Source organism: Priestia sp. YIM B13491, assembly GCF_042787605.1.
GTDB classification, from domain to species: domain Bacteria; phylum Bacillota; class Bacilli; order Bacillales; family Bacillaceae_H; genus Priestia; species Priestia megaterium_E.
Map to the genome: position 1 here is coordinate 1 of NZ_JBHZOR010000012.1, position 19598 is coordinate 19598.

Consider the following 19598-nt stretch of genomic DNA (forward strand, 5'->3'; position numbering starts at 1 on the left):
TGAGCCGTATGAGTTGAAAGGCTCACGTACGGTTCTTAGGGGAGTCAGGGGCAGTGATGCCCCTCGCTTACCCGACTAAACTGATTTTGTATATTCTATTCACTTTTCATATTAGCATTCATTAGTAAAAAATAAGAAAGAACAACATAGCATTTTCTTCCTGTGATAGCATCAATTTAAGTAAATTCATAAATAAATTAGGGAGAGATCAGAATGACAGTTCGTTTAGTGAAAGGATCAGATTATTATGTAATATCTCCGTTAATCAACGACTGGTGGAATGGAAGGCAAATGTCTGACTTGTTGCCAAAGCTTTTTTTTGATCATTTTAAAAATACTAGCTTTATTGTTGAAGAAGAAGGTGAAATCATAGGCTTTTTAATTGGATTCTTATCTCAATCTTATTCGAATGAAGCATACATTCATTTTGTTGGAATCCATCCGGAGTACAGGGGAAAAGGTATTGGGAGACAACTATATAATCAATTTTTCGATGTAATTAAACAAAGTGGCCGCAATATTGTTCGCTGTGTGACTTCTCCTGTGAATAAAGCTTCAATTGCTTATCATACTAAAATGGGTTTTGAAATTGAACAGGGGAATAAAGACAATCAAGATAAGGTTCTATTTGTAAAGTACTTGAATTAATTCAAGTACTTTTCCTACCAATAAAAAACATTACGTTAACTAACTTCGTATATGGTATACACATTTCCCCCTCTTATTGTTAGAATAGTTAGACTACTAGGAAAGAAGTGTGATGATGATGAAAATAGGCGTTCTTCCAACTGATTCCTTTATTGATCCAAACGGCAAAAATGTTAAGGAAGTCAAGATACTTATTGATGCAGTAATAAATTTGGTAGTTGATTATGCAAGCAATTCAGGAGATCATCCCCCTCTTTCTCCTGAATGTAAGAAAAAACTCTTTAATGAATTTTCTTCAGATGGTATTTCCACAGAAGAGCTTCTTTTACAGTTAGAGACCATATTAAAGCACTCTATGAATCCTTTAACCCCAAGGTATATGGGACATATGGACTCCATTCCTACGTTAATTTCTTGTTTGAGTGAGTTTGTAACGACTACCCTTAATAACAATATGCTAAGCCTTGAAATGTCTCCTGTCTTTTCTAAAATGGAGGTTCAAGTACTTCAACAGCTTACTCAAATGTTTGGTTTAGGACCAAATGCTGGCGGAGTTATAACAAGTGGGGGTAGCCTTGCTAATCTTCAGGCTCTGGCAGTTGCAAGGAATTCTATCCTCCAAGTAAAAGAGAACGGACTAACTTCTTTAACAAAGCAACCTGTCATTTTGGTTTCAGAAGCAAGCCATACTTCTTTACATAAGGCTGCCATGCTACTAGGGCTAGGCACATCTAGTGTCATTCCTGTAAAAAGTAATCCTAATTCCCAAATGGATACGAAAGACTTAGAAACAAAGATTACTACTCTCATTCAAGAAGGAAAGCAACCTTTTGCGGTTGTAGCTACGGCAGGAACAACTGTTACAGGTAGTATTGATCCTCTACTGACTATCTCAGAAATAACAACGAAATACGGAATTTGGTTTCATGTAGATGCAGCCTATGGTGGAGCCCTTGTCTTTTCAAAAAAACATAGGGAACTTCTATCGGGGATTGAACAAGCAGATTCGATTACATTCAATCCACAAAAATGGATGTATGTCGCCAAAACATGCGCAATGGTTTTATTTAAAAACCATCATTTGTTGGAAACTGATTTTCGTATTTCAGCACCTTACATGAATGAAACGGACTTTACTAATTTGGGAGAAATAAGCGTTCAAGGTACTCGACATGCCGATATTCTGAAATTATATCTATCTCTTCAGCATATTGGTTTAAAAGGATATGAGGATTTAATAAATCAAGGTTTTACACTTATTGAAGAATTTACAAGAGAAGTAAAGAAACGATCTTATTTGGAGCTATCAGGTGAATCAGTTACCAATATATGTTGTTTTAGACTACTTTTAAACGAGTATGGTCAAAAACATCAAGATCAATTAAACCTTAAGTTGCAACAATATTTGTTAAAAGGTCAGCAGGTGTTTCTATCCTTACCTGCTTATAGAGGAAAACGTTGGTTGAGGGCAGTTTTATTAAATCCCTTTATTTCGTCTTCAACTATTCAACAAGTGTTTAAAAAGATTGATGACTTTTATATTGAGCATTGCAAGGAACACCCACTCTTAAAGTAGAAATTTTTTTAAAAATTACTGAGGAATTAATTAAACATAATTGGTACCTAGAATTGGTATTATGTTAACTACCTTTGTATATCTTATACAGCTTAAAAAGAGAAAAAGCTACTGAACAGGGATCAGTAGCTCTTTCTGTCCTCGTAAGGATTGAAGGATCATTCTATGATACCTCACGGCGTCTTGGGTAGTTTGCTCTTTATAAATAAATTTATTCATTGATTCACGAAAAATATTTTTTGGTTAAGAAGAGTTAGGTATGTACTGCTTTGAATGATTATCTTTTTATTTTTCATAGTTCACATAGTAAAAAATCGTATGATTAGCAAAGTGAGCTTAACTAATCATACGATTTTTAAGATTTATATTTGATGAACAGATTAGTTTTCTCTTTACAAAGTACATTATAAAAAAGAAAAGTGAAAATATGATGAAAGTATAATGAGTGAGATAGTTAATATAGCTTTCAATGAAATATACAGTCTAAAAAGAGAAAAAACTCCTGTGCCTATTCAGAAGTTTTTTCAAAGGTTATGCTAGGTGAGATGATGATATCCATCATCTAGAGTAGTTTGCTCAAAGTACTAAAAACTTATGTATAGAAAAAAATCCTACTACTTATTGACGTTAAACCAGCCTTTTCGTTTAAACCAAAGAATCATGCCAATTGTCATTAAAGCCATAATTCCTAAAACAATATAATATCCGTAGTGCCAGTGAAGTTCAGGCATATGATCAAAGTTCATCCCATATAACCCTACAACAAAGGTGAGAGGGATAAAAATAGACGAGATAATTGTTAATGTCATCATAATAGAGTTCATTCGGTTGGCGTTGAGTGAAAGGTAATTATCTCTCATATCTGATGTCATATCTCGATTGGCTTCCACCATGCTTGTTAATTTTATTAAATGATCGTAGATGTCATTAAAATAGGCTTTCTGCTCTGAAGGTATATGTAAACGCTCTGAATTAATAATTCGATATAGCAGATCACGCATAGGAAGAACGGTTTTTCTGAGCTTTAATAAATCACTTCGGATATCAAAAACATCATTCATTAGTAAAGCAATTGACTTTTTGGCATCTTTGCTTTCAATTTCATTTAATTTATCCTCAATTTCATACACAATTGGGAAGTAATCATCCACTAATTGGTCCAGAACCGCATAGGCAATATAGGACACTCCTTTATTAAATCCACTAGGATGTTGTAAAAGACGTTGTTGTACGGTTTCAATACTAAGTAATGGTTTAAAGTGAAAGGTCACTAAATAATTGTCTCCGATAAATACGTCTACTTCTTCAACATCTAATGTGTGGCTATTTAGATAATGAAGAACTAAAAAGCTGTATCCCTCATAATAATCAAGTTTAGGACGTTGTAATAAATGAAGACAATCTTCTATAGCTAAAGGGTGAAAGTGGAAAAACGTCTCTAAGACTTTTGCTTCCTCTTCAGATGGAGAGGCAAGATCTACCCAAAACCACTTAATTGAAGGGTCAGATAAGTGAGCAAGGGATACATCTTCTTTGACATGTAGGTCTTGTGTAATAGCTATTGTTCGAATCATGCTGCTGCTCCTCCATGTGATTAACGATTCTATACATTATAGTATGTTACATAAAATAAACGATTAATCCAACTGCTAACAAGGCAATGAAATCTTTCTGATACTTTCTTCTCTTTTCTTCACTTGTATCTTTATTTTTTCCAAAATATTTATCTATAAAAATAATAAAACAAAGCAGGAGGAAGCTAAGAATGATATCTAGTATTAAGAAATGAAAGAAATTATCTGTAGTAGTCAATGACATAGTAATTCTCCTTATTTCTCACGTTTAAGTGTGAGACTACTAAATAAGTCTCTCTTCATATTTTAATCAGGGACAAAAAGTTCTAAAATCAATGTAGCTATATAATAACGAATAGCATAAAAAAGAAAGGATTTGCTTTTTATTGTTTTCCTTATCCTAATGTTTATAATTAAAACATACAAAACAACTTATTATATACCAAAACATTCTATATGTCCTAACTTTTTGGAAGAAAGAGGATTATTAATCTTAAAAACAGGAACGTCTAAGAAGTGTATAAGTTAATAAGGTGAGACGGAGAGGAAAGAATAAAACGTAACGATATATAATAAAAGAGATAGTAGTGGGAGATTTTTATGAAATATGCATAAGTTTTTATTGATAATCGAATTCGAAATGCAACGTTGATTGTATTGCTTATTTGTATGAGTATAGCTTGGCTTTTTGATAGCGATTACTGGTACAATATAGCCGTTCTTATGGTTTCAGTATCTTTTCTCTTACATGGTATAAATGATTATATCGTCGGAAAGAACAAAGCACGAGGAACTGTTATTATACTATTGAGTGTTCTTTTTACTCTATATAATCTACTAAGAATTTTTGTTTTATGATAAAAATAAGATTCTTACACTTGCAAGGAACGAGGAGTTTTTATGTTTAAGAAAATAGTAAAATGTTATGATTACAAATTTATTGCAGCCTTAATTGTTCTAAGCCTCATCGGTTTAGTCATGGTTTACAGTGCTAGTATGGTTACGGCGGTTAGTCGTTACGGTGTTGAAGGGGATTATTTTTATCAAAAGCAAAAACTTGCTCTTATAGCAGGATTCTTCTTTTTCTGTGTTTCTGCCTTTATTCCCTATAAAATTTATCGAGAGAAAAAAGTATTAAAAATCTTATTAATAACAGTGATTACACTTCTTGCATTGGTCCTTATTTTTGGACATACCGCGGGAAATGCACAAAGTTGGCTTATACTGGGTCCGATTAGAATACAACCACTAGAATTTACGAAACTAACGATCATCGTATATTTATCGGCTGTTTTTGCGAATAAACAAGAGTATATCAATGATCTAAAGCGCGCTATTATTCCACCTATTCTTATCGTATTTTTTATTTGTTTCTTAATTGCTTTACAACCCGATTACGGTGGAATTCTCCTTATTTTAGGTACAGTTGCAGCTATTGTCTTATGTTCAGGTATCTCTAGGAAATCCATGCTAAAGATTGCTTTATTGGGAGTAATAGGTGTAATTATTATGCTAATCGTGTTATTAGTAACAGGACAGATGGCTACCGTTTTTTCTCCTGTTCGTTTAGCTCGTTTTACTGGTTTTCTCCATCCTTTTGCAAATCAGCAAGGAGACGGCTACCAATTGGTTAACTCCTACCTAGCTATAGGTACTGGGGGACTATCAGGCCAAGGATTAGGACAAGGCATTCAAAAGGCTGGTTATCTACCTGAGTCTCATACAGACTTTATTATGGCGGTTATTGCTGAGGAATTAGGTTTTTGGGGAGTACTGCTTGTGTTAGGATTGCTATTTTTTATTATTTTACAAGGCTTAAAAATAGCAAAAAGATGCAACGATCCTTTTGGTGCCTTATTAGCTATCGGTATTTCGGTTATGATTGGCATTCAAGCATTTGTTAACTTAGGAGCAGTAACGGGCCTTCTTCCTATCACAGGTGTAACGTTACCTTTTGTAAGTTATGGTGGCTCTTCTCTTACATTGCTTCTGTTTGCTGTAGGAGTACTAGCGAATATATCCATGTTTAATAAATTTGAAAAGAAATACAAAAACAAAGTAACAGATCCAAGGGAACTGAAAAGGGTCTAATGATTTATATAAACGACATTTCTATAAAATTTATTAAGCATAAAATAAAATTATAAACAAAAGACACTGGTTAAGAGCCAGTGTCTTTTGTTTATAGAAGGAGGTTAAGTTTGTAGTATTGTTAAAGGAATTCAAAGGTCTATTAGAAATTCTCTTATGTACTATTCATATACTTGCCTAAAAATCTTATTTAGAAGATAAAAATTATTTTCTTCGAAAAAACTGTAAGGCGCTATAAACGATCCATAGAAAACAGGCCACCATAACTTGTTTTTCTAAGCAGAGAATAATTGTCCATAGTATCACTAAAGTTAAAATAGGAATAGATAACTTTCTTATCATTCACACCTTCCCTTTCTTTATTATTCTCCTATCTATATTCATGAAAACGTAGTGAATTGCCTTTTTTGTGCAAAAAAAGACGCCTATTAGGGCGCCTATATCCAACGAAATAGTTTGGAAAAAGGAAAAGTGTTCACTTTAAGAATTAGCATGATCTTATTTGGTTCTCACCCTTTTCAAAAAGAAAATAACATACATTATAGGTAAAACAAATAAGCTACTTAGATTCTCTATTCCATTTATTGATCCTCTGGATCTACCTCGAGACTTTCAACTTCATCATTCTTCTTTACTTCTAATCGCACAACTTTATTTTTACTATCTCCAGGCATATTGTCGTCATCTTGCTCAAAGTCTTTAGATTTTTTATAAGTCTTTTTTCCACTAGACACTTCTATTGTTACATCATTATCGGTTTCATTGATTAATTTTCCAATTATACTGTAATCTCCATCAGCGTCTTTTTCGTATATACCATTTGAATCTGCTTTTGCCTGAGGAGTTAACTCTAAACTTTCTGCATTTTGATTTTTAGCATTAATCTCTATATTTACTTGTTTTCCATCAATATTCTTAGGTGTACCTTTTTCCTTTTTAAACACATTACTCTTAGGTACCTTTACCTTTTTATCATCAATAACAAGTGTTAACTCATCGTTCGTTTCTTTTTCTAAAGTTCCCACTAGATCAAAATCTTCATCTTGTTTACTATCAGCGTCTTTGGAATACCGTTGTAAATTTAATTTATTTTCTGCAGAGTTACTTTCTTTTTGTGGTGTGTTTGAGGATGAATCATTTTGATTAGAACAACCTGTAAGAGATCCTGTAGTTAAAGCTCCAGCTAATGAAATACAGAGTATTATCATTTTTTTATTCATATGGATTATTCCTCCTTCTTGTTCCTTGTTTGTATTGCCTATTTTTTACAGAACTAAACGAAATAACCATCTTAACGAGGAAGAAGTTTCAATATATGTTTACAGTATAGTAGTTCCTAGAATGCTGATTATGGTAATCAAAGATGTATTGACTATAGCTAAAAATAAAAAAACTACTGCTCCTGAACAGTAGTCCTTTCTACTTGCATGTAACTTTATACGGAGTGATGATTTACACCACCTGTAGTATGGCTCTATTGACTATATAGTATTCACAGAGAATGTTTGTCTAACACTCCAATCTCTTACGGTCATCTGCCTGAGGAGGTTTTTCCATCCACTGATTATCAATCATATCTTTTCCAATACGATTATATATCCATAAACTATTCAGGGCTGCCTTTTCACAATGTGCTGCAATATCAGCTCTCATACTCGCGATGAGGGCTGCATTGTAATAAGTTACGGCTACACCAAAAAAGAAACCTGTTTGAAGAAGCATGAGTCGATCTGAAAAGGGAGAAACAGTAGAATCTGTAACTTCTGTTTCGCACGATTTAGGTAAATGAAGGTTCTCTTTTGTTAATAGAGATGAAAATGTTTTAATATGTTTGTTTTTTACTTGTAGACTTTTTTCTAATAGCACTCGTACGTTTTGATTTTTTGAAACTTGCGAAAAGCCAAGAATTATCGCTTTCGCAATGAACGTTTTGTTTAAATTAAAATAAGTATGCCCACCTTCTATGGCATTCATCGGTCTCTTTTCACCAAAAACATCTGTTACATAGTGGTATTCTTCAATCATTTCCACCTTATTAGGTGTTATATAAGTAGGTGGTTGCTGATAAAGTTGTTTTGAAATAAGCAGGTCCTTCGATTTCTTATAAATCTCCATCGCATCAAGGTTGCATTGATAATAAAAATCTACAATATCTTCACGTATTGAAGTCGTAAAAGAAAGGCTCATTTCATTATGGCCATGTGTACTCATCATATAAAGGGATTGGAGACACAAAATGTCTGTAAATAGAGGCGGAGCTTCTAAGTTAAGATCCTCTTCTGTAAATCCGTTAGGAATAGGAAACTTCTCTTTTTCAAATAAGGCTTTTAAGGTATTTATATGATTAAGTGAATATTGAATGGCTGTCTGAAAAAGGCTATGTATTTCAGAATCTTGGATCGTATGAAGCATATATTTATTTACACATACAGATAATGTTTCACGGGTATAATGCGCCCATAGATTTGCAATTTCAGGAGATGTTAATTGATTCTTTTTTTGCAATGTTCTGTTCCTCCGTATAAAAATTAATTTTTCTTAGTTTCCCCTCTTTTTAAGCTTTCATACAAGTTAGCTTTTCTTCCAATATTTCCGATAAACGACATTATGGGAACTAAGGTTATATATGATACACATAGTGAAATAAGGTTAATTATTTGATAAAATGGAAATATATTGATTTAAAAAATAGGATAATGAATAGAGAGGAACATATCAATGCTTGGGGATACTTTTACACTTTTTAGACCGGTTTATTATTTAATAACTCTTCTTTTAGTATGTAACTTCGTGTATGTAGTTTTTTAAAATAATAAAATTAAAGAAACTAGCTATATATTATTCAATTCTTTATTCTTTGTAATAATTGCAGCAGTTTTATTGTTTCAAGAAGGTATAATTGTCGATGAAACAAACCTAGCAGGAGATCCATTAACTTTTGATTTAACGATATTTTTTGGGGTTTTACTTATAGCTAGCTTCATTTTTAGAAATAGAAAGAAGAGGAAAGCTTAAAATTTCCTCTTCTTTGTGTTATTACCAATAATACCGGTTATGTTAACTAAAGATATATATCATATACACCTAAAAAACAGAAAAAACTACCGGCTCATCAGGGACCAGTAGTTTTTTCTGTGACATAATTAGAAGTTAGTTTTGATGCTTTTGCACATCGTGAGTAGTTTGCTCAAATGATAAAAACATATTCAATTTTGAAAGCAAAAAAACCACTGGACCTAAACAGTGGTTTTTTGTTCGTTCAATGCAGAAAATGAACAAAACATATTGCATATACAATGTTTTGTCGTTATTCGATAGTATACCATGAGAATTAGCTTCTATAACAGTTGATACATTTATGTATAGAAAATGAAACATCTTGTAGCATTGTTGAAACATTGTTTATTAAAAAATAGGAGCAATTTTGTTTTAAGTTAAGGTTGTTACTTCTGATAAATGTTGATTATGTTAACTAACGTTGTATACGATATACAGGTTGAAAATATGCATTTTGCTGGCGGTACCCCTATCAGGATTAGACGTGGAGTTACAAGAGAAAGTACGCATGACCTTAGTAAAAATTGACTTCATGAATGGCGATGTGATGCACTTTCTAAACCAGTGTGCAACTGGCTATATCGAAGTAGTGTATCAATAAACGTAAACATAACGCGTATAGGGGTTTTTTACCAAGAAAATTATTTTAGGAATAAAAAGTTACATTACGAGCTTTACTTTTATCATTTGGAAATAAACGGGTTCGTACGTCACTTAGATGTGATACATTATTAAGCGTGTAAAAAATATATAAGACTAACTTCTCGAATTCAAAATAGAAAAAGTCGAGATATTCAAAAAAATTAGGGGGAACTACATCATGACAAAAATGAAAAAGGCAAAAAAACCATTCTACAAAAGAATTTGGGTATGGGCATTAGCAATTATCATCGTTGCGGCAATTGCAAGCGGTGGCGAGGAAGACACAGCAACCGAATCAACAGCAACCGAATCAACAGCAACCGAAGAAAAAGCCGTTACAGAAACGGCAGATACAAAAACAGAAGCAACGAAAGAAGAAGCACCGAAGGTAGAAGAAACGAAGGCAGAAGCAACGGAAGAAGAAGCACCAAAGGAAGAACCTAAACAAGAAGAAGCAGTGCGAGAAGAACCAGTACAAGAAGAACCAGTACAAGAAGAACCGGCTAAACCTGAAGTAAGTCTTTCACAGCAAAACGCAATTTCAAAAGCTGAACAATATCTTGACTATACAGCATTTTCTCATTCAGGACTTATCGAACAATTAACGTTTGACGGATTCAGTAATGAAGAAGCTACATTCGCAGTTGATAATATTACGGTTGATTGGAAAGAACAAGCAGTTAAAAAAGGTCAAGACTATCTTGACTACACATCATTTTCAAGAAGTGGATTAATTGAACAATTAACGTTTGACGGATTCAGTCGTGAAGAAGCTACACACGCAGTTGATACACTTGGATTGTAATAAATAAAGAGGGGGTTTTTCCCCTCCATTTTTATAGGAGGACTTAAAAATGAGTAAAGAAGCATATATGGTCTTATCTATTTTATTTGTACCAGTCATCATTGCGGCCTTCATTATTAAAGGAGTATCTTTCAAAAAATAAGCATACATATCCAATTTAACAAGGGAGCTTCGGCTCTCTTTAAAAATGGTTTGTATAAAGTACGTACGTCCATATTAGAATAGATAGGAGGTAATATAGATGGGAGTTGTTCGTGATATGGCAGAACCTAAAGTCCGAATCTTGGCTGATGTAGCAGTGGAGACTAGAGATAAATTACAAGAAGTAGTACAGGCATTAGATATTACGAAAAAAGAATTTTTTGATTTAGTGATAGAAGAATACCATAAAAAATATGTGCGTAACGAAAATTAATCGTTACGCCTTTTTTATAGGAGGACAACATGGTTTTTTTAATGGATTTAGAGCGTTCTATTTATTCGGGAATGGTTACCTATTGGAAAGCGAATCAAAATGGCTATACGACAAATAGACACTTTTTCTTCAAAATAAATAGTAGTTAAAAGGTTTTATCATTCAATTAATGATATAGATTCTCCATATGTTCTTCTTTTTGTTATCTATAAAATTACTCCATCTTTCTCCTTGGCTAATATAATCATTAAACGTAGCATTCTTCATTACAATATGACCTCCACATTCATCTGCCAATTGTTTAGCAGACTCTTCATCAATGGGAAATGCTAACGATTCATCATTAGTAAATTCGTAACTGGATACCTCTTTCTTTTTTACGTTCTTATACGAATGATATACGTAATATAATGTACCTAACTTTATAAAATAGTATGGATACTCTCTGTTAGGCAATTTACCTCCCTCCATTTCTGCATCCTTCAATTGCTTTATAAGTCACGATTATTATCTTACTTGGACTCAAAAAGGTAAAATCCTTCTACGCCAAAGATTTTCCTTTTTCATGTGTTCTGGAAAGCCGTTTTATGTTAATTAAACGTTTATAAGATATAAAGTTATAAAACAGAAAAAACCTATCTCTTCCCAGTCAAAAGAGGTAAGCTTTTTCTGTTAAAGAATTTAGTTGTATGTGTCAATGTTGGGCGACATCTTATGTAATTTGCTCATCATATTTAGTATTATTTGTAATAGAAAAGTTATATATAGTAAAAAATAGACAGAATATTTTATTAATTACTTTACTTTGTAAACGCTTTCAATTATACTGAGTGTAGGTTGGATGGCATGAGTGGCTGTATTTAGCGTAGGTGGGGCTGATACGAGGGAACAGGGCATAAAAGAAATGTCCTTTTTTGCTTAGAAAATATTATGGAATTCTTTCAAAGTTTTTATTTTTTCACTTAGCTGATTAATTAGAGAGGTGTTTTATATGAATGAAAATGAAGGTACTAACGTTTTTTTATTAATGTTTTCGGTGATCTCCATTTGTGGAGGATTGTTCTTAACAAATGTTTTTATTTATTCTCCTATTATTGGTTGGCTTGTAGCAGTATTTTGTTTAATAATGAATTTTATTTATAAAGAGGAACAATTGAAATATAGAAAAAGAGAAGATTAAGAATAGGATCTTCTCTTTTTTATGGATTCTTATAATACTTGTTATGTAAACTTTAAAATGGATTATTACTCAGTGACTTCTTTTTCCACAATACCTATTATTCTATACAAAGCTAAAGATGTAGTCTCCTCATCAGGAAAATGTTCAATATGGCCCGTTTCAATATTCTTTACTTGAAAATTCTTTAGTTTTTTAGAATAACTGAGAGAAAAGGTATGATTTTCACTACAAAAGGTATGAGTGATATCACTATTTTCATATCGTAATAACGTTTCTAACATTTCCTTAATTTTTATTATTGTCATGTATCAGCAAACCCCTTTCTCACTATTTTAAAAAATTTTACAAATTAAAGTTTAATACATTTTAACATAGGGTATATTCATAGGTTATTACCTTCAATAATTGAAATGAAGATTTTAAAATTGAAATAAATTTGTAAAAAAACAAAAAAATGTAATGTTACATTGGGATTAGGAGATATATGACAAATTCAACATAGTTGGGAATTACAGATAGATATGGTATAAAAGATGTAAATAAAATATATGTTTTAGGGGTGAAGATAAAAAGAATCTCATTTGAAAATGAGATTTTTGAGGAGGTAGGAGGTATCTGAAGTTGAGTAGTGCATCTAGATTCAAAATGCAAATATACAGTCCTCTGTTAGGGTATAAGGACCTTTATCATTTTAAAAAAACAAAAGATGGTTGGAAGTTTGAAAACTATAGATGCAAGGGTGAAGTAGATAAAGGCGGTAATCCTTTATTTTATAAAGCCCTTATTACTGAATCCATTTCCTGTCCTGATCATCTAGAGATTTATATTTCTAGTGCATGGGAGAATGCTGACACGTTAAATAAAGAACAAGTTCAGAAAATTTTTGATGAATTATCTGAATGGATAGCAGCCAATGGAAATAACCTCCATTGATCCTTTACCATGTTGAAAAAAGTGGGCACGACCATGGGTATATCCAGGCTTAAAGATTCATTATAAAAGTCTTATTGTTCTTTTATTTAAAACATATTTAGTGGAAGTAGTACAAGGCATGAAAATAAATAATAACTCATTTGGAGATATTGATTAATTAAGGATAACAATAATCAGTAAACAAATAAGGGGCGTATTCAAAATGGAGAATATTTATAATCAGAGAGAGAAAATGACCGACTTTATTAAAGATAACAAACAGAACTTCCAGGATAAACTCTTATCAGAGGCAGTTAACGTAGCCTCCAAGATTAATGACATTTTAGAAACGGGAAATATTGATCTTTTAAAAAATGCTCAAAAGTTATCTCTATATGTCGTGGAGCAAAAAGAAGAACAACTCATTGCTTTCGCTCAGCAAGAAGGGATAGCCTGGGCAGAGCACTCCTTAACTCTTGCCTTCAAGCTAGAATGGGTACAGGCCATTAGGCGAACATTATGGCATTTTCTCTATCAATATGATCGAATAAATGACTATTTTAATGGCCGTGAAGAATTTTTTGCCTTAGAGAAACGAACTAATGATAGGATTGATCAATTTCTTAACACTTTTCTCATTAGTTATTCCAAGTATAAAGATGAATTAATTGCCTCCCAAAGGGACTTAGTTGAAAATCTATCGGTGCCCATTATACCACTTAGCCAATCCGTAGCTGTACTGCCGTTGATCGGAATGATTGACCTCAATCGTATCCAAACAATTGAGGAGAAAGTATTGATGGGTATCTCAGATTTAAAGATTCAAACATTAATTATAGACTTGTCTGGAATTGCTAACATGGAAATGTATGTTATTGACCATTTTCAGAAAGTGTTAACTGGAATTTCAATGATGGGAAGTAAAGCTATTCTTACAGGCTTACGTGCTGACTTGGTGCGAACAATGATTCACTCAGGAATCTCCTTTGAAGATAGGGCAGAAGCCAAAGGAACGTTACAGCAAACTTTAAAAGAGTATTTAGAACTGAACCGATTGTAGGAGGAATAAGTAAAGGGTTTTTCTCTAACCATAAACATACGGACAAGTTTAGAAAATTAGAATCGTATTTAAAAAAGTACATAAAGAGGATTATATCTGAGTAATCGTTACTAAGATAACCCTAGAGTTATAACTCTAGGGTTGCTTTACTATATTACCAATAATTTTGGTTATGTAAACTATATATGTATATCATATACAGTTTACATAACAGAAGAAGCTACTGGGCTTAACAGTAGCTTCTTCTGTTTCTCGAAAGGTTGTCGTATAGTGATGATCCAATCCATCTTGAGTAGTTTGTTCTAAAAATATAAGATTATTCTTTTTTCTTAGTTAATTGTTCTTTGTCTTGTGTTTCAGGTGGTTGTTCAAGCCATTTATGATGGATCATAATATCAGCTCCATCTTTCGCATATTGACCGATCTCAAGTGATAGCCTTTCATAATTGATAACGAGATCACTTCGTTGACTTGCAGCTGCTGCAGTTGCATAGTTACCTGTTCCTGCTGCGCTCAAAAAACTCATCTGAAACATCGCTAGTCGATCAGAGAAGACAGGTGTCGTTAAGTCACTAATCGCAATATCATGTGGAACCGGTGGCTGAATATGATTTTCTAACAGTGCTTTGCCAAAAATCTGCACATGTTTTTCCGAGATTTCAGCCCCTCTTAACATCCATTTTTGAATTTTTTCGCGTTGAGATGTTTGGGCAAAGCTAAGAGCTAGCTTACTGCCGATGATATTGGTTTGGATGTTCATATATAAATGAGATATTTCAATGGCATTCAAAGGACGCTCTTTGCTAAAAAACGAAAAGCCACTAAGATAACTTTTGCTGTCTACAGTATCCGGTTGAGTAGGGTAAGCAATATAAGGAGCTCGAACAAATAAGCCTTTCGAAAGGGCGATATCTGAACTTTCATCATATAAATTGGAGGCCTCTTGAAGCCCCTCTTTAAAATATAATCGTATATCTTTTCGAGCACTCATGGATAGAAACCCACTAAATGCTAGCATCCCTACTTTTGCCATGTGATTAATGTATGTAAGAATAAAGGTGTCGGTGTACAAACGACCCGTATCCTTATTCACATCATGTTCGTTTGCAAATCCTATAGGAAGAGGGATTCCTTCCTTTTGAAATAAAGCACGAAGTTTTTCTACATGAACAGCTGAAAGGTCATAAGCCATTTGAACAATCGATTTAATTTCTTTATCTTCGATATGTTTTAAGAAATAACCAAGTATACATTTGGACATACTATCATTCATATAGCCAGTCCATGTGCAGGCTATTTCAGCTGACGTAAGCTTTGTGTTATGTTCAGTCATGAGCAGTTTCCTCCAATTGATATTTTAGGTTGTCACTATATCATTTGCAGAAAACTGCTATTTTTATGCCTTTTATGAGTATATATAATCTGATTCAAGTTACTTGTCATTGGTCCAGTATATTGAAACAAATATGTTTTTTCACTTCTATAGCTTTCCATAAGATGTTTTATGTAAACTACATACTATTACTTTTAATATGGTTCACTGTTGCCATTATAAATAATTAATGCTTGTTTTCTAAAATTTAGTCAGTTATAATGATTATATATTTTACTGATAATATAAAGAGGTGAATAAATAATTGAACAAATGGAATCAATCTTATGGTTTTTTACTTGGGAAGGCTCTTCAACAAATGGAAAATAAATTTTCTAAAGGATTGCTCCCCTTCAACATCAATTCCAGACAATATGGGGTTCTTTTATTTATTGAGGAAAAGCCCTATTCATCACAAAAAGATATTTCTGAAAACCTACAAATTGATCGAACAACTATGGTCAGTCATATTGATCATTTGGAAACGTTAGGATTGGTGGAAAGAACCAAGAACCCTAATGATAGAAGATCCTACAGTCTGTTGATTACGGAAAAAGGTAAAGAAGTATTGAATTCACGTTGGGAGTTTCTAACCCATATCGAATCAGAGGTATTAGCCCCTCTAGAACAGCAAGAAAGACAATTATTAAAAGATTTTTTGATTAGAATTTGGAAGTCACTGTAGAAAACAGGAGGTTATACAAGGTGAATGCACTTGATTATTTTAATGCACGTCTTCAAGCAACAATAAGCCCTATGGATTATATGAAATTGAAGAAAATGAATCCAGATACATACTTTTTACTCGATGTTAGAAATGGTCCTATGCAGGTAAAAAGTGTAACCATTAAGGATGCCTATATCATACCTGAACAAGAAGTAGTCAATCGTTTAGATGAGATTCCAAAAGACAAGGAGATTATCGTTTATTGTTGGGATGTTTGGTGCAATACGGCTGCTAAAGTAGCCAAGTTTTTATTGGAACAAGGATATCAAGTAAAAGAGTTAACGGGAGGAATTGCGGCATGGCAGGAGATGAACTTTCCTGTTTCAACATTAACTCTAGATAATCATTTATCCGATCATTGTGAGTGTTGACGTACATGCAAACAACATAAGGTATTGAATTGGAGTGGCTTCTTGAGATCATGTGATGAAGAGTGTTGATGGTGAGTTTGCTTAACTGTGCCATGGCAAGGAAGCTCCTTTAAAAAAGATGAAGAAAGGCGATTGGATCATTTATTATTCTCCAAAGATATGGTTTAAGCAAAAGCAAAGTGCTCCTCATCAAAAATTTACAGCCTTAGGACGAGTGGTTGATGATTATATTTTTCAATTTGATATGGAAGATGGTTTTATCCCCTTTCGAAGAAACATAGAGTTTATGAATTGTACAGAAACATCCATTCATCCTTTAATTCCGCAGCTCTCTTTCATTAAAAATAAAAGGTATTGGGGTTATTCTTTTCGATTGGGTCATTTAGAGATAAGTGAAAACGATTTTAAGATCATCCGAAATGAAATGATAAGTTAGAATATGTACCAAATGAGTAAAAAGGCTATAGAAAAATCTAAAGCCTTTTTTTATTGCCGATAACGCACATTATGGTGACTACAAATGTATAATATATGAATCTTCAAAAGTAAATTTTTCATTTATTTTTGTATTTTTTTATAACTGTGGCTATAACTGCCATCAACAGAACAATTGTGCTATTTATAAGTAAATAGTATCCAACTTGTAAACCATAAAATATTGCAAAAGCGTCTCTAATAATCAACAGTGCTAATATACCGCCTATTCCACCAAATAAAGCTGCCAGTATTAATATTATAAAAGCAACATAGTATAGACTTTTCTTTTTTTTGTAGGAAATAAATCCAACGATATTTGCAATGATAATAAAGAAGCTGATAAGTATTAAGAAAAAATTAGCCATTTTCTTCAATTCTCCTCTAGGGACTATTAATTGGTTAAAATTTCTAATATTTAATATCACTTTAACATAAAATTCTATGTGAAAGTTTTGCTTCTTATAACGTGTTTTATGGTAACTAGAAAACCGAAAAGCCTATCTCTTCCCAGTCAAAAGAGGCAGGTTTTTCTGTTGCGTAATTGGGTTTCATGAGTGATGCCTCATTGCATCTTGAGTAGTTTGCTCAATTTACTGTTTATGATTCGGTCTATAATTATCAAAAAAAAGAAACATTCTTTAAAAAAGAGTGTTTCTTGAAAATTCAATCCAGCTTAATAATATCCCCTTATCATAGAAATCAAAACACATTTTATAAACAATATGTTTTGGAACTTATAATGAACTTTTCTGGCTTTAAAGATCTATTTGAAATACACCTTTAAAGCCAAAAAAGTTCATGTGAGGAAAAAATAATTAGTGTTTTTTTAGGCTTACTATTTTAGCAACTTTATTTAAATGTTTTTCTGATTCCTCTAACCGTTTTTGAGTGTTGACTAAAGAGTTTTGAATAGATAAAGGTGCAAGAACTTTACTACTTTTCACTTCTGTACATACTAGGTGACCTATACCATCTTTCCATTGGATCGTACATTTAAAATTCCCAAATAACTTGTTACTTGTCTGTAAAATAAGCTGTTTTGTTATAGGATGAGAATTAGGACTCTTTGAAAACATTACTATGGCTTTATTTCGGTCTTCTTTATAAATGATCGTCCATATATTCGATGTAGGAGGAAAATATGAATGGGTTATGTGTAAAACATTTAGAATTGTACCTTCCTCATTGATTTGAAAATAAGGAACAGGAAGCCATTTAGTTCTACTAGTATCCATGTTCTAACTCCTTTACATTCATTAATGGATCTTTATACTTACGATATCATATCTAAGTGATTTTTGCATGTGTTTAGAATCGTGATTATGTTAACTAAAAACAGAAAAGCTTCTGATACCTAATCAGGAGCTTTTCTGTCTACAACAAAAATTTTATGGTATTGGATAGACGGATCATAGAGGTAAAACAATATACTTGAGCAAGATTAAATGAACTGTTTTTTCTTTTTTATATAATTTAATACAACCTCACGTTCATCTTCAAATAACATGTTCAAATGATTAATTTTAGATATCGGTTGCCAGCAATATGAGTCTACGATCTGAACTTTCTTCTCTCCAGCTAATACCTTAACTTCAAAATAGGTCATGTGAACTTCAACATTATAGGTAGTTGCCCTATTCTCTTGTATCTTTTTTACTATCTCTACTTGATAACCTGTTTGATTCCACATTTCTCGAACACAACAATCTTCAAGCCTTTCATAGTCTTCAATAGCACCAGAAGGAACAGACCAACGCTTTGGTGTGTTGGGTTTCTCTTGGGAGACCATTAATAATTCATCTTTATTATTTAAGCAAATTATTGCAAAACCACTACACTTACTCACTGAGATCTCCCCTTAGAAAAACATTGTAGGCATACAGGTGTTTCTAATAAATAGAACTTAATCAAACTGGATTTTAATCTTAAGCAAGTTCTTTAAAAAATGTTATAGCGTGAGCTTAAACATAGGTAATCACTTTATTTGGTAAGTGTAAATTTAAATACCACTTCTGTGTTATCTGTTACTTCAACGCCTTGATAAAATGTACTATGCGAAACACTATGAGTTATAAATCTTTCACTCGTTTCAGGGATCACAACAGTATAATGAGTATTCTCAAAAAAGGTATCATATAATTGATAATCTTGTTTACCCAAAACAGAAAATGAAAACTTAATTTGATCTCTTCCCTTAGTCATTTTTCCATTATTAATAATTCTTTTTTCAAGTCCCACTTCTTCTTTGCTGGCTGTAGACGTAGTAAGGTATTTTACATCAAATACAACATCATTAATGACTAATTCTTTCACTATTAAGTCCTCCTTCTCTATTTGTTTCCTCTCCTTAATTCGCCAAAGATTAACAGGTCACCTCTTTTCTACTGTATAACATATATCTTTCCGGAACCCCTCTAAAAAAGCAACCTGAAAGGATGCTTAAAAGTTAGCCTGTAAATCTTCAATTTTTTTCTTGAGTTTTTGCCTTTCTTCCTCTAACTCGATGATTCTATCTTGGAGTTCTTTATTATCCCAGTTACTTTCCAACTCTTCAGATAACTTCACTCGCTTTTTATGGATTTCAATTCGTTGTTTAGCCATCTCTTCTACTTCTTTATTTAATAGTATCAATTCCTAATGGCTTGTTATTAAATGTAAGAGGCTAATTAATTCCGATTAGGAAAGTTGGAG

The 19598-nt window shown here is 32.6% G+C and carries 23 protein-coding genes; 11 read left to right on the forward strand and 12 right to left on the reverse strand.

The features are described from left to right. The first annotated feature begins 213 nt into the window (after positions 1–213). Positions 214–648 (forward strand): GNAT family N-acetyltransferase, encoded by a 435-nt coding sequence (locus ACFX4E_RS24795; RefSeq protein ID WP_047933891.1) that lies wholly within the window; start codon positions 214–216, stop codon positions 646–648. 112 nt (positions 649–760) lie between these two features. Continuing rightward, the gene (locus ACFX4E_RS24800; RefSeq protein WP_377239027.1) at positions 761–2224 is read left to right on the forward strand and encodes a pyridoxal phosphate-dependent decarboxylase family protein; all 1464 of its coding nucleotides are present in this window, start codon (positions 761–763) and stop codon (positions 2222–2224) included. 614 nt (positions 2225–2838) lie between these two features. Here ACFX4E_RS24800 and corA read toward each other — a convergent pair. Then, positions 2839–3798, reverse strand: a complete 960-nt coding sequence (gene corA, locus ACFX4E_RS24805) for a magnesium/cobalt transporter CorA (protein WP_377239026.1) — start codon at positions 3796–3798, stop codon at positions 2839–2841. Positions 3799–3844: 46 nt separating this feature from the next. After that, positions 3845–4042: a hypothetical protein gene (locus tag ACFX4E_RS24810; RefSeq protein WP_098325101.1), complete on the reverse strand. Its 198-nt coding sequence runs from the start codon at positions 4040–4042 to the stop codon at positions 3845–3847. A gap of 656 nt (positions 4043–4698) precedes the next feature. On the opposite strand from ACFX4E_RS24810, the gene ftsW reads away from it, so the two are divergent. After that, on the forward strand, positions 4699–5889 hold the full coding sequence (ftsW, locus tag ACFX4E_RS24815; RefSeq protein ID WP_377259249.1) for a putative lipid II flippase FtsW: 1191 nt from the start codon (positions 4699–4701) through the stop codon (positions 5887–5889). A gap of 581 nt (positions 5890–6470) precedes the next feature. On the opposite strand, the gene ACFX4E_RS24820 is transcribed toward ftsW, so the two are convergent. Together ACFX4E_RS24820 and ACFX4E_RS24825 are read right to left on the reverse strand one after the other, a co-directional pair. Next, positions 6471–7109 (reverse strand): hypothetical protein, encoded by a 639-nt coding sequence (locus tag ACFX4E_RS24820; RefSeq protein WP_263036088.1) that lies wholly within the window; start codon positions 7107–7109, stop codon positions 6471–6473. Positions 7110–7398: 289 nt separating this feature from the next. Beyond that, entirely contained in the window at positions 7399–8394 is a 996-nt protein-coding gene (locus ACFX4E_RS24825) for a DUF3231 family protein (RefSeq protein ID WP_377239024.1), read from the reverse strand. A gap of 1372 nt (positions 8395–9766) precedes the next feature. On the opposite strand from ACFX4E_RS24825, the gene ACFX4E_RS24830 reads away from it, so the two are divergent. Together ACFX4E_RS24830 and ACFX4E_RS24835 are read left to right on the forward strand one after the other, a co-directional pair. Beyond that, complete coding sequence (locus ACFX4E_RS24830) at positions 9767–10393, forward strand: Ltp family lipoprotein (RefSeq protein ID WP_377259252.1); 627 nt, start codon at positions 9767–9769, stop codon at positions 10391–10393. A gap of 241 nt (positions 10394–10634) precedes the next feature. Beyond that, positions 10635–10808, forward strand: coding sequence for a hypothetical protein (locus tag ACFX4E_RS24835; RefSeq protein ID WP_263034716.1), 174 nt, complete (start codon positions 10635–10637; stop codon positions 10806–10808). 162 nt (positions 10809–10970) lie between these two features. On the opposite strand, the gene ACFX4E_RS24840 is transcribed toward ACFX4E_RS24835, so the two are convergent. After that, positions 10971–11264, reverse strand: a complete 294-nt coding sequence (locus ACFX4E_RS24840; RefSeq protein ID WP_377259255.1) for a hypothetical protein — start codon at positions 11262–11264, stop codon at positions 10971–10973. Positions 11265–11799: 535 nt separating this feature from the next. Here ACFX4E_RS24840 and ACFX4E_RS24845 point away from each other — a divergent pair. After that, entirely contained in the window at positions 11800–11988 is a 189-nt protein-coding gene (locus tag ACFX4E_RS24845) for a hypothetical protein (RefSeq protein WP_047933632.1), read from the forward strand. Between the two features lie 65 nt (positions 11989–12053). Here the strand turns inward: ACFX4E_RS24845 and ACFX4E_RS24850 are convergent, their stop codons facing one another. Then, the gene (locus tag ACFX4E_RS24850; protein WP_263034718.1) at positions 12054–12293 is read right to left on the reverse strand and encodes a hypothetical protein; all 240 of its coding nucleotides are present in this window, start codon (positions 12291–12293) and stop codon (positions 12054–12056) included. Between the two features lie 316 nt (positions 12294–12609). Between ACFX4E_RS24850 and ACFX4E_RS24855 the strand changes: the two genes are divergently transcribed. Further along, positions 12610–12921: a hypothetical protein gene (locus tag ACFX4E_RS24855; RefSeq protein WP_377259259.1), complete on the forward strand. Its 312-nt coding sequence runs from the start codon at positions 12610–12612 to the stop codon at positions 12919–12921. 202 nt (positions 12922–13123) lie between these two features. After that, positions 13124–13960, forward strand: coding sequence for an STAS domain-containing protein (locus ACFX4E_RS24860; RefSeq protein ID WP_377259262.1), 837 nt, complete (start codon positions 13124–13126; stop codon positions 13958–13960). Positions 13961–14276: 316 nt separating this feature from the next. Here the strand turns inward: ACFX4E_RS24860 and ACFX4E_RS24865 are convergent, their stop codons facing one another. Beyond that, positions 14277–15293: a DUF3231 family protein gene (locus ACFX4E_RS24865; protein WP_263034721.1), complete on the reverse strand. Its 1017-nt coding sequence runs from the start codon at positions 15291–15293 to the stop codon at positions 14277–14279. A gap of 304 nt (positions 15294–15597) precedes the next feature. Here ACFX4E_RS24865 and ACFX4E_RS24870 point away from each other — a divergent pair, with 304 nt between their 5' ends. The 3 genes from ACFX4E_RS24870 to ACFX4E_RS24880 all read left to right on the forward strand — a co-directional run bounded on the left by ACFX4E_RS24870 (position 15598) and on the right by ACFX4E_RS24880 (position 16866). After that, positions 15598–16017 carry a MarR family winged helix-turn-helix transcriptional regulator gene (locus tag ACFX4E_RS24870; RefSeq protein ID WP_377259265.1) on the forward strand — a complete coding sequence of 140 codons (420 nt, stop codon included), beginning with the start codon at positions 15598–15600 and terminating at the stop codon, positions 16015–16017. A gap of 20 nt (positions 16018–16037) precedes the next feature. Continuing rightward, positions 16038–16430, forward strand: coding sequence for a rhodanese-like domain-containing protein (locus tag ACFX4E_RS24875; RefSeq protein ID WP_263034723.1), 393 nt, complete (start codon positions 16038–16040; stop codon positions 16428–16430). Positions 16431–16515: 85 nt separating this feature from the next. Then, on the forward strand, positions 16516–16866 hold the full coding sequence (locus ACFX4E_RS24880) for an EVE domain-containing protein (protein ID WP_377259316.1): 351 nt from the start codon (positions 16516–16518) through the stop codon (positions 16864–16866). Between the two features lie 118 nt (positions 16867–16984). Here the strand turns inward: ACFX4E_RS24880 and ACFX4E_RS24885 are convergent, their stop codons facing one another. From ACFX4E_RS24885 to ACFX4E_RS24905, 5 genes are all read right to left on the reverse strand, one after another. Continuing rightward, on the reverse strand, positions 16985–17272 hold the full coding sequence (locus ACFX4E_RS24885; protein WP_377259268.1) for a 3-isopropylmalate dehydrogenase: 288 nt from the start codon (positions 17270–17272) through the stop codon (positions 16985–16987). Between the two features lie 450 nt (positions 17273–17722). Further along, a complete protein-coding gene (locus tag ACFX4E_RS24890) occupies positions 17723–18142 on the reverse strand; it encodes a hypothetical protein (protein WP_263034726.1) in 420 nt (139 codons plus the stop codon). 206 nt (positions 18143–18348) lie between these two features. Further along, the gene (locus ACFX4E_RS24895; RefSeq protein WP_377239100.1) at positions 18349–18753 is read right to left on the reverse strand and encodes an NUDIX hydrolase; all 405 of its coding nucleotides are present in this window, start codon (positions 18751–18753) and stop codon (positions 18349–18351) included. A gap of 134 nt (positions 18754–18887) precedes the next feature. After that, positions 18888–19220, reverse strand: coding sequence for a hypothetical protein (locus ACFX4E_RS24900; protein ID WP_377239099.1), 333 nt, complete (start codon positions 19218–19220; stop codon positions 18888–18890). A gap of 126 nt (positions 19221–19346) precedes the next feature. Beyond that, positions 19347–19508 carry a hypothetical protein gene (locus ACFX4E_RS24905; protein WP_263034728.1) on the reverse strand — a complete coding sequence of 54 codons (162 nt, stop codon included), beginning with the start codon at positions 19506–19508 and terminating at the stop codon, positions 19347–19349. Between the last annotated feature and the right edge of the window lie 90 nt (positions 19509–19598).

Coding starts and splice junctions, on each gene's coding strand:
- corA (WP_377239026.1), bottom strand. CDS start 3,798: ATGATTCGAACAATAGCTATTACACAAGACCTACATGTCAAAGAAGAT.
- ACFX4E_RS24810 (WP_098325101.1), bottom strand. CDS start 4,042: ATGTCATTGACTACTACAGATAATTTCTTTCATTTCTTAATACTAGAT.
- ACFX4E_RS24905 (WP_263034728.1), bottom strand. CDS start 19,508: ATGGCTAAACAACGAATTGAAATCCATAAAAAGCGAGTGAAGTTATCT.
- ACFX4E_RS24800 (WP_377239027.1), top strand. CDS start 761: ATGATGATGAAAATAGGCGTTCTTCCAACTGATTCCTTTATTGATCCA.
- ACFX4E_RS24860 (WP_377259262.1), top strand. CDS start 13,124: ATGGAGAATATTTATAATCAGAGAGAGAAAATGACCGACTTTATTAAA.
- ACFX4E_RS24795 (WP_047933891.1), top strand. CDS start 214: ATGACAGTTCGTTTAGTGAAAGGATCAGATTATTATGTAATATCTCCG.
- ACFX4E_RS24890 (WP_263034726.1), bottom strand. CDS start 18,142: ATGGATACTAGTAGAACTAAATGGCTTCCTGTTCCTTATTTTCAAATC.
- ACFX4E_RS24845 (WP_047933632.1), top strand. CDS start 11,800: ATGAATGAAAATGAAGGTACTAACGTTTTTTTATTAATGTTTTCGGTG.
- ACFX4E_RS24830 (WP_377259252.1), top strand. CDS start 9,767: ATGACAAAAATGAAAAAGGCAAAAAAACCATTCTACAAAAGAATTTGG.
- ACFX4E_RS24820 (WP_263036088.1), bottom strand. CDS start 7,109: ATGAATAAAAAAATGATAATACTCTGTATTTCATTAGCTGGAGCTTTA.
- ftsW (WP_377259249.1), top strand. CDS start 4,699: ATGTTTAAGAAAATAGTAAAATGTTATGATTACAAATTTATTGCAGCC.
- ACFX4E_RS24865 (WP_263034721.1), bottom strand. CDS start 15,293: ATGACTGAACATAACACAAAGCTTACGTCAGCTGAAATAGCCTGCACA.
- ACFX4E_RS24885 (WP_377259268.1), bottom strand. CDS start 17,272: ATGGCTAATTTTTTCTTAATACTTATCAGCTTCTTTATTATCATTGCA.
- ACFX4E_RS24850 (WP_263034718.1), bottom strand. CDS start 12,293: ATGACAATAATAAAAATTAAGGAAATGTTAGAAACGTTATTACGATAT.
- ACFX4E_RS24835 (WP_263034716.1), top strand. CDS start 10,635: ATGGGAGTTGTTCGTGATATGGCAGAACCTAAAGTCCGAATCTTGGCT.